At 54.9% G+C, this 12,602-nt stretch carries 7 protein-coding genes, 4 tRNA genes and 3 rRNA genes; all 14 read right to left on the bottom strand.

The window, feature by feature from the left end:
- Positions 1-74: 74 nt before the first annotated feature.
- Complete coding sequence (gene nusG / locus GEV38_RS02625; protein WP_003255501.1) at positions 75-608, bottom strand: transcription termination/antitermination protein NusG; 534 nt, start codon at positions 606-608, stop codon at positions 75-77.
- Between the two features lie 9 nt (positions 609-617).
- Entirely contained in the window at positions 618-986 is a 369-nt protein-coding gene (secE, locus tag GEV38_RS02620; RefSeq protein ID WP_003257081.1) for a preprotein translocase subunit SecE, read from the bottom strand.
- A gap of 44 nt (positions 987-1,030) precedes the next feature.
- Positions 1,031-1,106 (bottom strand) — tRNA-Trp (locus GEV38_RS02615).
- Positions 1,107-1,160: 54 nt separating this feature from the next.
- Positions 1,161-2,354 carry an elongation factor Tu gene (gene tuf, locus GEV38_RS02610; protein WP_013970626.1) on the bottom strand — a complete coding sequence of 398 codons (1,194 nt, stop codon included), beginning with the start codon at positions 2,352-2,354 and terminating at the stop codon, positions 1,161-1,163.
- Positions 2,355-2,432: 78 nt separating this feature from the next.
- A tRNA-Thr gene (locus tag GEV38_RS02605) sits at positions 2,433-2,508 on the bottom strand.
- A gap of 29 nt (positions 2,509-2,537) precedes the next feature.
- Positions 2,538-2,611: transfer RNA gene (locus tag GEV38_RS02600), tRNA-Gly, on the bottom strand.
- Between the two features lie 24 nt (positions 2,612-2,635).
- Positions 2,636-2,719, bottom strand: a tRNA-Tyr gene (locus GEV38_RS02595).
- 153 nt (positions 2,720-2,872) lie between these two features.
- On the bottom strand, positions 2,873-3,298 hold the full coding sequence (locus GEV38_RS02590) for a hypothetical protein (protein ID WP_015268745.1): 426 nt from the start codon (positions 3,296-3,298) through the stop codon (positions 2,873-2,875).
- A 7-nt stretch (positions 3,299-3,305) separates the two neighbouring features.
- Positions 3,306-4,055: a pantothenate kinase gene (locus GEV38_RS02585; protein ID WP_015268744.1), complete on the bottom strand. Its 750-nt coding sequence runs from the start codon at positions 4,053-4,055 to the stop codon at positions 3,306-3,308.
- Positions 4,045-5,004: a bifunctional biotin--[acetyl-CoA-carboxylase] ligase/biotin operon repressor BirA gene (gene birA / locus GEV38_RS02580; protein ID WP_015268743.1), complete on the bottom strand. Its 960-nt coding sequence runs from the start codon at positions 5,002-5,004 to the stop codon at positions 4,045-4,047. The genes GEV38_RS02585 and birA overlap by 11 nt, the downstream gene beginning before the upstream one ends.
- Before the next feature lie 270 nt (positions 5,005-5,274).
- A 5S ribosomal RNA gene (gene rrf, locus GEV38_RS02575) occupies positions 5,275-5,390 on the bottom strand.
- Between the two features lie 131 nt (positions 5,391-5,521).
- Positions 5,522-8,413 (bottom strand): 23S ribosomal RNA (locus GEV38_RS02570).
- Positions 8,414-8,729: 316 nt separating this feature from the next.
- Positions 8,730-10,265, bottom strand: a 16S ribosomal RNA gene (locus GEV38_RS02565).
- Together the 16S, 23S and 5S rRNA genes form the textbook arrangement of a ribosomal RNA operon.
- 950 nt (positions 10,266-11,215) lie before the next feature.
- Entirely contained in the window at positions 11,216-12,415 is a 1,200-nt protein-coding gene (gene tyrS / locus GEV38_RS02560) for a tyrosine--tRNA ligase (RefSeq protein ID WP_013970622.1), read from the bottom strand.
- Between the last annotated feature and the right edge of the window lie 187 nt (positions 12,416-12,602).

Raw genomic sequence — 12,602 nt, 5'->3', positions numbered from 1 at the left:
GACTTGCGTTTTATCCCAGTGACGACAAAACCCCGCAGCACACAGGGCTGCGGGGTATGGGATGCTTCGTCCGCCTAGACCTTTTCGACCTGGCTGAACTCGAGCTCCACCGGAGTAGAGCGACCGAAAATGAGCACCGCTACCTGCAGGCGACTCTTTTCGTAGTTAACCTCTTCGACACTACCATTGAAGTCAGCGAACGGACCGTCAATGACTCGAACCACTTCACCCGGCTCGAACAGCGTCTTCGGCTTCGGCTTGTCGCTACCGTCGGCAACGCGACGCAGGATAGCCTCTGCTTCTTTATCGGTGATCGGCGCAGGCTTGTCTGCGGTGCCGCCAATAAAGCCCATCACACGAGGGGTGTCCTTGACCAAGTGCCAAGTCCCTTCGTTCATCTCCATCTGGACCAGTACATAGCCAGGGAAGAATTTACGCTCACTCTTGCGCTTCTGGCCATTGCGCATTTCGACGACTTCTTCGGTCGGGACCAAGATCTCGCCGAAACCGTCTTCCATGCCAGCCAGCTTGACGCGCTCGATCAGGGAGCGCATTACATGCTTCTCGTAACCCGAGTAAGCATGCACAACATACCAACGCTTAGCCACGGGACACCTTTAGCCAACGATCAAGGAGACCGCCCAGCCGAGCAGGGAATCAAGACCCCACAGCAGCAGTGCCATAACCAGCACGACAGCCACGACAATCAGCGTGGTCTGGGTGGTTTCCTGGCGGGTCGGCCACACGACTTTACGAATCTCGGTACGAGCTTCCTTCGCCAGCGCAAAGAACGACTTGCCCTTCGCAGTCTGCAGAGCTACAAAGCCCGCGACAGCAGCCAGGACGAGAAGTGCAAGGACGCGATACAGGATCGGGGAGGCGGAGTAATACTGGTTACCCACTACACCGACAACCACCAAAGCCACTACAGCCAGCCACTTGAACAGATCAAAACGCGATTCTTGGGCTTCAGTTTTGGGAGTCATCGAGGAGGATCCTGTGAGAAGAAAGCCATCACACCGAGGTGAAATGGCAGGTCAGGAGGGAATCGAACCCCCAACCTACGGTTTTGGAGACCGTCGCTCTGCCAATTGAGCTACTGACCTGTAACGCTGTATCAGGCCGGCCATTATACCGGCCTGATCAAGTAAATCAACTACTTATTCAATAATTTTTGCTACGACGCCGGCGCCGACGGTACGACCGCCTTCACGGATAGCGAAGCGCAGACCGTCTTCCATTGCGATGGTCTTGATCAGGGTGACAGTCATCTGAATGTTGTCACCTGGCATTACCATTTCAACGCCTTCCGGCAGTTCGCAGTTACCGGTCACGTCAGTGGTACGGAAGTAGAACTGAGGACGGTAGCCTTTGAAGAACGGAGTGTGACGACCGCCTTCTTCCTTCGACAGAACGTAGACTTCTGCGGTGAACTTGGTGTGCGGCTTGACCGAACCTGGCTTGACCAGAACCTGGCCACGCTCAACGTCGTCACGCTTGGTACCACGCAGCAGAACGCCGCAGTTCTCGCCAGCACGACCTTCGTCCAGCAGCTTGCGGAACATCTCAACACCGGTGCAGGTGGTGGTGGTGGTGTCACGCAGACCAACGATTTCCAGCGGATCCTGAACGCGGACGATACCACGCTCGATACGACCGGTAACAACGGTACCACGACCCGAGATCGAGAATACGTCTTCGATCGGCATCAGGAACGGCTGGTCAACGGCACGAACTGGCTCAGGGATGTAGGCATCCAGAGTTTCTACCAGCTTCTTGACAGCGGTAGTACCCATTTCGTTGTCGTCTTTGCCTTCCAGGGCCATACGAGCCGAACCGATGATGATCGGGGTATCGTCGCCTGGGAAGTCGTAGGTGGACAGCAGGTCGCGAACTTCCATCTCGACCAGTTCCAGCAGCTCGGCGTCGTCTACCAGGTCAGCCTTGTTCAGGAAGACCACGATGTAAGGAACGCCTACCTGACGGGACAGCAGGATGTGCTCACGGGTTTGTGGCATCGGACCATCGGCGGCCGAGCAAACCAGGATCGCGCCGTCCATCTGGGCAGCACCGGTGATCATGTTCTTCACGTAGTCAGCGTGACCTGGGCAGTCAACGTGAGCGTAGTGACGAATGTTCGAGTTGTACTCGACGTGAGCGGTGTTGATGGTGATACCGCGCGCTTTTTCTTCCGGAGCCGAGTCGATCTTGTCGAACTCAACGACTGCCGAACCGAAAACTTCGGAGCAGACGCGAGTCAGAGCTGCGGTCAGAGTGGTCTTACCGTGGTCAACGTGGCCGATAGTGCCGACGTTAACGTGGGGAAGGGAACGATCAAACTTTTCCTTAGCCATCGATACAATCCTCCGCAGAAGAAATAGTCTTGCGCTGATAAAACAAAGGCAGATATTTTCATATCTGCCTTGTTTATATGGAGCTCTTGAGCGGACTTGAACCGCTGACCTCACCCTTACCAAGGGTGTGCTCTACCAACTGAGCTACAAGAGCGAAACACTTTGTGCAAAATCCAGCAAACTTGGAGCGGGTAGCGGGAATCGAACCCGCATCATCAGCTTGGAAGGCTGAGGTTCTACCACTAAACTATACCCGCGGAGCTTGCGGCTCTCGCTAAAACTGGTGGAGGGAGAAGGATTCGAACCTTCGAAGCTCTCGCAACGGATTTACAGTCCGTCCCCTTTGACCGCTCGGGAATCCCTCCAGATGTGGCCGGCATTCTATTTGTCTGCCGCCCTAGTGTCAAGCGTTTTTTTCAAATTTTTTCAATCAAATCTGAAACTTAGCTGCTTTGACACTGCTTCCAGTTCTGCCACCTGAGTGGTCTTCCCTGTGAAGCGGGCGCCATTCTATCAAGCTATTCGCCAGTTGCAATACCCTGGCAGAAAATAATTTTGTGTTTTAAGTCTTTGAAATCGTTGGAAAGAGTCGCAAGGACGGTTTGGTCCAGCAAACGCTCGCTTTCCGGGGCAACCTTGAGCCAACGACCGTCCGCCCCTGGCAGCTGCCCCACCACCGGCAGCGTGGCAATATCCAAGCTCATCAAACGCTGACGCAGCGCATCGAGCTGCCCCTGCCCCATCACACCACCGACCACCAGGCACTCGTCCCGCCGCTTGGGCGGTGCCGACACCCCTGTTTCGCGCAACAGGCGGATTTCTTGCTGATTGCCCTTGTACAGCGACAAGGGCGCGACTTCCTTGACCTTCAGCGGGGCTTCCTGCTGGTGCCACACGTAATAGAAGACGTTAAGCACCAGTAACAGCAGAAACAACCAACGCATAGGCACCTCAATCCAATGGGCAGGCCATGGCCAGGCCTACGAAAACCAGGTCAGGCACGACACGCGCCTGGGGGACGGCCTCCTTTACCAGCGGCGCATCGCCACCTGTGAGGAACACCGTGAAATCCTCCCCCCACAATGCACGCGCCTGTTCGAGCTGGGTACGCGCAAAACCCTGAAGCATCAACACGCAACCGCGCTCGACCGCCTCGACCGTCGAGCGTCCCGGCGCCAGACTGGCCAATGCCCGCTCGGCGGAAGCATCGTCATAACGGATACGCCGGGTGTGCGTACGCAACTGGCTACGCATCAATGGCATCCCCGGGCAGATGTAGCCACCCAGATGCTCGCCATTCGCCGCCACGAAATCCGCTTTTGCAGCGGTCCCCAGATCAATGACCAGGCAGGCGCCCCTGGCCAAGTGAAAGGCTCCTAGCGCCGCCAACCAACGGTCCATGCCCAGGCGCTGGTAATCGTCATAGCCATTGCGCACACCCGCCATTTCCCGGGCCGGGTGCGCCACCCGTGCCTGCACGGCAAACGCCTGGGCAATCAGCGCGCAAAGCGCATCGGTTTCGTCCTCACTGCGCACACTGACAATGCGGCAACCGCTGAGACGCACCGAAGCCAGTGCAGCCACTTCGGCCACCAGCGCCTGATCGGAGTCGACGATACCGCCGCTTTCAATCACTGCATCAGCGACATGGATTACTCGCCATTTGATGAAGCTGTTACCGCAATCGAGCTCAAGAATCATCACGCAACCTCAAACTGAGCTCACCACCACTGAAGCTCTTCTCCACCCCGTCCACCTCAAGGCGCAAGCCGCCCTGCCCGTCGACGCCAAGAACCACGCCATCAATACGCGTGCTACCGGCAACCAGAGAAACACTGCGCCCCTGCCAGAGGTGCGCCTGTTCCCATTCTTCCTGGAATGCGGCAAACCCATAGCGACGATGCCGTGCCAATTCGTGCTGCAACTGCTGACTGAGCAACGCTACCAGCCGGTTACGGTCTATTGCCGCACCTATTTCGCGACGCATCGAGGTCCACATCTGGTCGACCTGATCGTTGGTTTGCATGTTCACATTGATGCCAATACCCAGCACCACATGACAAACATCTGCCGGGTCGCCCACTAACTCCAGGAGGATACCGGTGATCTTTTGCCCGCGAACGAGGACATCGTTGGGCCATTTGAGCCCCACATCCCTTACACCAAAAGCCTGCAGGGTACGCATTACCGCCAATCCAACCACCAGGCTCAAGCCCTCGAGCTGGCGCATGCCACCATCCACGCGGAGAACCAGGCTGTAATAGAGGTTTTCGGCAAACGGGCTGACCCACTGCCGACCGCGCCGACCACGGCCGGCGCTCTGGCGCTCGGCCAGGACCAGGAATGGAGCGATCTGCCCTTCCCCGGCGAGCCGCAAGCCTTCGGCATTGGTCGAGTCGATGGTTTCGTGGATGAACACGGGCCAACGCTCGCCTTCGGCAAACTCGGAGATCGCCTGTGCATCGAGCAAAGCCAGTGGCGCCGCCAGCTGATAGCCGCGCCCACGAACCTTGTGAATGGTGAGGTTCAGTTCGCTCTCCAGGTGCTGCAGCTGCTTCCAAACGGCGCTGCGACTTACCCCGAGGGCCGACCCCAGAGCTTCTCCGGAATGGAACCGACCATCCTTGAGGAGATTCAACAACTTCAGCATGCCAGTCTCGACTTGGAATAAGGCAGGCATGATAGCTATGGGCCGTTGGCTTGCATAGGAAAAGGGCCCGCCGGCAGGGCGATGGGGATCCTGCAGCATACCCTGAAGACCCCGCCGCACTTATGGGCTTTCGCCGCAAAGCAGGCGACGCGGTGGATGGCACCGGCCTTGCTGGTGTTCGCAGGTGAACCCGCTGTATGCCCGGGAATTTTTGCGCCACAAAGACAAAACCCCTACCTGCATGTGCAGATAGGGGTTTTGCGAAATGAATCTTGACGATGACCTACTCTCACATGGGGAAACCCCACACTACCATCGGCGATGCATCGTTTCACTGCTGAGTTCGGGATGGGATCAGGTGGTTCCAATGCTCTATGGTCGTCAAGAAATTCTGTTGCCAGAATGTCCAGATGGACAGCCCAGCGAATTCGGATATGCGATATTTGTGATGTTGCGAACTTTCGGTTGCTTCGTCTTCACCACCGCAATCTGCGTTAGCAAATTGCTTGGGTGTTATATGGTCAAGCCTCACGGGCAATTAGTATTGGTTAGCTCAACGCCTCACAGCGCTTACACACCCAACCTATCAACGTCGTAGTCTTCGACGGCCCTTCAGGGGATTCAAGATCCCAGTGAGATCTCATCTTGAGGCAAGTTTCCCGCTTAGATGCTTTCAGCGGTTATCTCTTCCGAACATAGCTACCCGGCAATGCCACTGGCGTGACAACCGGAACACCAGAGGTTCGTCCACTCCGGTCCTCTCGTACTAGGAGCAGCCCCTCTCAAATCTCAAACGTCCACGGCAGATAGGGACCGAACTGTCTCACGACGTTCTAAACCCAGCTCGCGTACCACTTTAAATGGCGAACAGCCATACCCTTGGGACCGGCTTCAGCCCCAGGATGTGATGAGCCGACATCGAGGTGCCAAACACCGCCGTCGATATGAACTCTTGGGCGGTATCAGCCTGTTATCCCCGGAGTACCTTTTATCCGTTGAGCGATGGCCCTTCCATACAGAACCACCGGATCACTAAGACCTACTTTCGTACCTGCTCGACGTGTTTGTCTCGCAGTCAAGCGCGCTTTTGCCTTTATACTCTACGACCGATTTCCGACCGGTCTGAGCGCACCTTCGTACTCCTCCGTTACTCTTTGGGAGGAGACCGCCCCAGTCAAACTACCCACCATACACTGTCCTCGATCCGGATAACGGACCTGAGTTAGAACCTCAAAGTTGCCAGGGTGGTATTTCAAGGATGGCTCCATGAGAACTGGCGTCCCCACTTCAAAGCCTCCCACCTATCCTACACAAGCAAATTCAAAGTCCAGTGCAAAGCTATAGTAAAGGTTCACGGGGTCTTTCCGTCTAGCCGCGGATACACTGCATCTTCACAGCGATTTCAATTTCACTGAGTCTCGGGTGGAGACAGCGCCGCCATCGTTACGCCATTCGTGCAGGTCGGAACTTACCCGACAAGGAATTTCGCTACCTTAGGACCGTTATAGTTACGGCCGCCGTTTACCGGGGCTTCGATCAAGAGCTTCGCTTGCGCTAACCCCATCAATTAACCTTCCGGCACCGGGCAGGCGTCACACCCTATACGTCCACTTTCGTGTTTGCAGAGTGCTGTGTTTTTAATAAACAGTCGCAGCGGCCTGGTATCTTCGACCGGCATGGGCTTACGGAGCAAGTCCTTCACCCTCGCCGGCGCACCTTCTCCCGAAGTTACGGTGCCATTTTGCCTAGTTCCTTCACCCGAGTTCTCTCAAGCGCCTTGGTATTCTCTACCTAACCACCTGTGTCGGTTTGGGGTACGGTTCCCAGTTATCTGAAGCTTAGGAGCTTTTCTTGGAAGCATGGTATCAACCACTTCGTCGCCTAGAGGCAACTCGTCATCAGCTCTCGGCCTTGAAATCCCGGATTTGCCTAAGATTTCAGCCTACCACCTTAAACCTGGACAACCAACGCCAGGCTGGCCTAACCTTCTCCGTCCCTCCATCGCAATAACTGGAAGTACAGGAATATTAACCTGTTTTCCATCGACTACGCTTTTCAGCCTCGCCTTAGGGACCGACTAACCCTGCGTCGATTAACGTTGCGCAGGAAACCTTGGTCTTTCGGCGTGCGAGTTTTTCACTCGCATTGTCGTTACTCATGTCAGCATTCGCACTTCTGATACCTCCAGCAAGCTTCTCAACTCACCTTCACAGGCTTACAGAACGCTCCTCTACCGCGTCATCAAAGATGACACCCGTAGCTTCGGTGCATGGTTTGAGCCCCGTTACATCTTCCGCGCAGGCCGACTCGACTAGTGAGCTATTACGCTTTCTTTAAAGGGTGGCTGCTTCTAAGCCAACCTCCTAGCTGTCTAAGCCTTCCCACATCGTTTCCCACTTAACCATGACTTTGGGACCTTAGCTGACGGTCTGGGTTGTTTCCCTTTTCACGACGGACGTTAGCACCCGCCGTGTGTCTCCCATGCTCGGCACTTCCAGGTATTCGGAGTTTGCATCGGTTTGGTAAGTCGGGATGACCCCCTAGCCGAAACAGTGCTCTACCCCCTGGAGTGATACATGAGGCGCTACCTAAATAGCTTTCGAGGAGAACCAGCTATCTCCGAGCTTGATTAGCCTTTCACTCCGATCCACAGGTCATCCGCTAACTTTTCAACGGTAGTCGGTTCGGTCCTCCAGTCAGTGTTACCTAACCTTCAACCTGCCCATGGATAGATCGCCCGGTTTCGGGTCTATACCCAGCGACTAAACGCCCTATTAAGACTCGCTTTCGCTACGCCTCCCCTATTCGGTTAAGCTCGCCACTGAATATAAGTCGCTGACCCATTATACAAAAGGTACGCAGTCACCTAACAAAGTAGGCTCCCACTGCTTGTACGCATACGGTTTCAGGTTCTATTTCACTCCCCTCTCCGGGGTTCTTTTCGCCTTTCCCTCACGGTACTGGTTCACTATCGGTCAGTCAGTAGTATTTAGCCTTGGAGGATGGTCCCCCCATATTCAGACAAAGTTTCTCGTGCTCCGTCCTACTCGATTTCATTGACAAGAGATTTTCGTGTACGGGGCTATCACCCACTATGGCCGCACTTTCCAGAGCGTTCCACTAATCTCAAATCAACTTAAGGGCTGGTCCCCGTTCGCTCGCCACTACTAAGGGAATCTCGGTTGATTTCTTTTCCTCAGGGTACTTAGATGTTTCAGTTCCCCTGGTTCGCCTCTTGCACCTATGTATTCAGTACAAGATACTCAGCTTATGCTGAGTGGGTTCCCCCATTCAGAGATCTCTGGATCACAGTCTGTTTGCCGACTCCCCAAAGCTTATCGCAGGCTACCACGTCTTTCATCGCCTCTGACTGCCAAGGCATCCACCGTATGCGCTTCTTCACTTGACCATATAACCCCAAGCAATCTGGTTATACTGTGAAGACGACATTCGCCGAAAATTCGCATGTTGCTCTTTCGAGCAGAACTCACAAATTTTACCTTAGCCTGATTAACCAGCAGTGAAACTGGTCATCAGTCTATATCTATCACATATCCGAATTTTTAAAGAACGATCTGACAAAAGTCAGAAATCAACATTCGAAACGAATGCTCATTTCCAAGTTCTGACAGGAACAACACAAGATCCATACAGGATCTTGATCGTCTTCAACCATGAATCAAGCAATTCGTGTGGGAGCTCATCAGCAGGCTGATGTCGTCGATTAAGGAGGTGATCCAGCCGCAGGTTCCCCTACGGCTACCTTTTACGACTTCACCCCAGTCATGAATCACACCGTGGTAACCGTCCTCCCGAAGGTTAGACTAGCTACTTCTGGTGCAACCCACTCCCATGGTGTGACGGGCGGTGTGTACAAGGCCCGGGAACGTATTCACCGCGACATTCTGATTCGCGATTACTAGCGATTCCGACTTCACGCAGTCGAGTTGCAGACTGCGATCCGGACTACGATCGGTTTTGTGAGATTAGCTCCACCTCGCGGCTTGGCAACCCTCTGTACCGACCATTGTAGCACGTGTGTAGCCCAGGCCGTAAGGGCCATGATGACTTGACGTCATCCCCACCTTCCTCCGGTTTGTCACCGGCAGTCTCCTTAGAGTGCCCACCATAACGTGCTGGTAACTAAGGACAAGGGTTGCGCTCGTTACGGGACTTAACCCAACATCTCACGACACGAGCTGACGACAGCCATGCAGCACCTGTGTCAGAGTTCCCGAAGGCACCAATCCATCTCTGGAAAGTTCTCTGCATGTCAAGGCCTGGTAAGGTTCTTCGCGTTGCTTCGAATTAAACCACATGCTCCACCGCTTGTGCGGGCCCCCGTCAATTCATTTGAGTTTTAACCTTGCGGCCGTACTCCCCAGGCGGTCAACTTAATGCGTTAGCTGCGCCACTAAAATCTCAAGGATTCCAACGGCTAGTTGACATCGTTTACGGCGTGGACTACCAGGGTATCTAATCCTGTTTGCTCCCCACGCTTTCGCACCTCAGTGTCAGTATCAGTCCAGGTGGTCGCCTTCGCCACTGGTGTTCCTTCCTATATCTACGCATTTCACCGCTACACAGGAAATTCCACCACCCTCTACCGTACTCTAGCTCGCCAGTTTTGGATGCAGTTCCCAGGTTGAGCCCGGGGCTTTCACATCCAACTTAACGAACCACCTACGCGCGCTTTACGCCCAGTAATTCCGATTAACGCTTGCACCCTCTGTATTACCGCGGCTGCTGGCACAGAGTTAGCCGGTGCTTATTCTGTCGGTAACGTCAAAACAGCAAGGTATTAACTTACTGCCCTTCCTCCCAACTTAAAGTGCTTTACAATCCGAAGACCTTCTTCACACACGCGGCATGGCTGGATCAGGCTTTCGCCCATTGTCCAATATTCCCCACTGCTGCCTCCCGTAGGAGTCTGGACCGTGTCTCAGTTCCAGTGTGACTGATCATCCTCTCAGACCAGTTACGGATCGTCGCCTTGGTGAGCCATTACCTCACCAACTAGCTAATCCGACCTAGGCTCATCTGATAGCGCAAGGCCCGAAGGTCCCCTGCTTTCTCCCGTAGGACGTATGCGGTATTAGCGTTCCTTTCGAAACGTTGTCCCCCACTACCAGGCAGATTCCTAGGCATTACTCACCCGTCCGCCGCTGAATCAAGGAGCAAGCTCCCGTCATCCGCTCGACTTGCATGTGTTAGGCCTGCCGCCAGCGTTCAATCTGAGCCATGATCAAACTCTTCAGTTCAATACTGCTTGGGTTTTTAAGAAACCCTAAACTTGGCTCAGCAATCTCAAATGACTATGTGATTTCTCGCATGGCCACTTGTGATGCTGATAATCTTTGTGACTATCAGTCCGTACTCACAAGCACCCACACGAATTGCTTGATTCGATTTGTTAAAGAGCGTTTGGTTAAGAGCCTTTCGTCTCAACCGAGGCGCGCATTTTACGCTTTCCTCATTTGCTGTCAAGCGTTTATTTTGAAGTTTTTTGCGAGAAACTCGTTTAGCTTCAAACACTTGACTCGCTGCGATCTCTCGTAGCGGGAGGCGAATCATACAGCGTTTAGAAGCGCTGTCAACCATCATCTCAACCGCTGCCGATCATTTGATCGTAGCCCTTTCAACTTCGCTTCAACTATCTAACTCTTTGAAAATCAAGGAGTTTGTCGTTCCGGCGTCGCTGGAAGTGGGGCGCATTATAAGGGGATTCAGAAGGCGGTCAAGGGTTAATTTCATTTATTTGAAATATCCCAGGCGAAGACCTTATAAAGGCCACCAGATGTTCGCCACAACACCTTCTGCGCCTATGAGATCGAGCGCCGCCCGCGCGGCGCTTCGCAGCACAAGGCTGCTCCTACATCTGTTTCGGGCCAGTCACGCCTGTGCCTGCGCACGCGACCGCCTTGTTTGCCCGACGCGACATCGAGGTGGACGCCAAGGCGGTCGCGTGCCGTTCTCACAGGAATAATTGGCCCGAAACAAACGGTAGGAGCAGCCTTGTGCTGCGAAGCGCCGCGCGGGCGGCGCTCGATCTCACAGGCGCCAGAAAACCCAAGACAGCCACCTCTCAAAGCCAATGCCATCTCAAGACAGGCACCCGGCAGCCCTGACACAACCAACAACCAACAACCCAAAAACAAAGCGGGGAGGCCTACCGACCTCCCCGCTTTTACATAGCTACACCTACCGGCTATCACTCAGCCTTGAGGGTAACCCGAGCAAACGACTTCTTGCCCGCCTGGCACACATGGGTTGCACCCAGCGCAAACACGAAGTCACGATCGACCACCGCGCCATCAACCTTGACCGCACCACCACTCAGCAAATCACGCGCCTGAGCCGAGTTCTTCACCAGGCCAGCCCGGTTCAGCACGGCAGCAATTGGCAGGCTTTCAGCCGCAGCCACTTCGACCTCCGGCAGATCTTCCGGCAACTCGCCCTCCTTCATGCGGTTACCCGCGGCACGGTGAGCATTGGCCGCAGCCTCCTCGCCATGGAAGCGTGCAACGATCTCTTCCGCCAGCTTGATCTTGATGTCGCGTGGATTTGCGCCATTGGCGACGTCGGTACGGAACTGCTCGATCTCTTCCATGGAACGGAAGCTCAGCAGCTCGAAGTAGCGCCACATCAGGGTATCCGGGATCGACACCAACTTGCTGTACATAACCCCCGGCGCTTCCTGGATACCTACATAGTTACCCAGCGACTTGGACATCTTCTTCACGCCGTCGAGCCCTTCGAGCAGCGGCATGGTCACGATGTTCTGCGCCTCCTGGCCATAGGCGCGCTGCAGTTCACGCCCCATCAGCAGGTTGAACTTCTGGTCAGTGCCACCGAGTTCGACATCAGCCTTCAGTGCCACCGAGTCATAGCCCTGCACCAGCGGGTACAGGAACTCGTGGATGGCAATAGGCTGGTTGGTGGTGTAGCGCTTGTCGAAGTCATCGCGCTCGAGCATGCGCGCCACGGTGTACTGCGACGCCAGTCGAATGAAATCAGCCGGAGTCAGCTTGTCCATCCAGGTGGAGTTGAATGCAACCTCGGTCTTGGCCGGGTCAAGGATCTTGAACACCTGCTGCTTGTACGTCTCGGCGTTTTCCAGCACCTGCTCGCGGGTCAGCGGCGGGCGCGTGGCGCTCTTGCCGCTCGGGTCGCCGATCATGCCGGTGAAGTCACCGATCAGGAAGATGACCTGATGCCCCAGATCCTGGAACTGGCGCAGCTTGTTGATCAGCACCGTGTGCCCAAGGTGCAGGTCAGGCGCGGTCGGGTCGAAGCCGGCCTTGATGCGCAGAGGTTGGCCGCGCTTGAGCTTCTCCACCAGTTCCGACTCGACCAGTACTTCTTCCGCGCCGCGCTTGATAAGCGCCAGCTGCTCTTCAACCGACTTCATAGACAAACCCGCAAGGCTCAGATTCAGGGGGAGCCAACCATACAAGATCGGCCGTCAATTACAAGTTTCGCAAAGGAATGTGACCCGAGCCCGGGCTTGCGGCGTCTACGCGCCCTTGCGTGAAAATGGTTTTGGTTATATTTTATACAGTTATTTCATCTTCATCATGTCATTCATCTTTTCCATT

This window comes from Pseudomonas sp. 13159349 (assembly GCF_013305685.1).
Classification (GTDB): Bacteria; Pseudomonadota; Gammaproteobacteria; order Pseudomonadales; family Pseudomonadaceae; genus Aquipseudomonas; species Aquipseudomonas asiatica.
The sequence above is the reverse complement of the archived record's forward strand: the minus strand, read 5'-3'. Positions and strand labels throughout refer to the sequence as shown.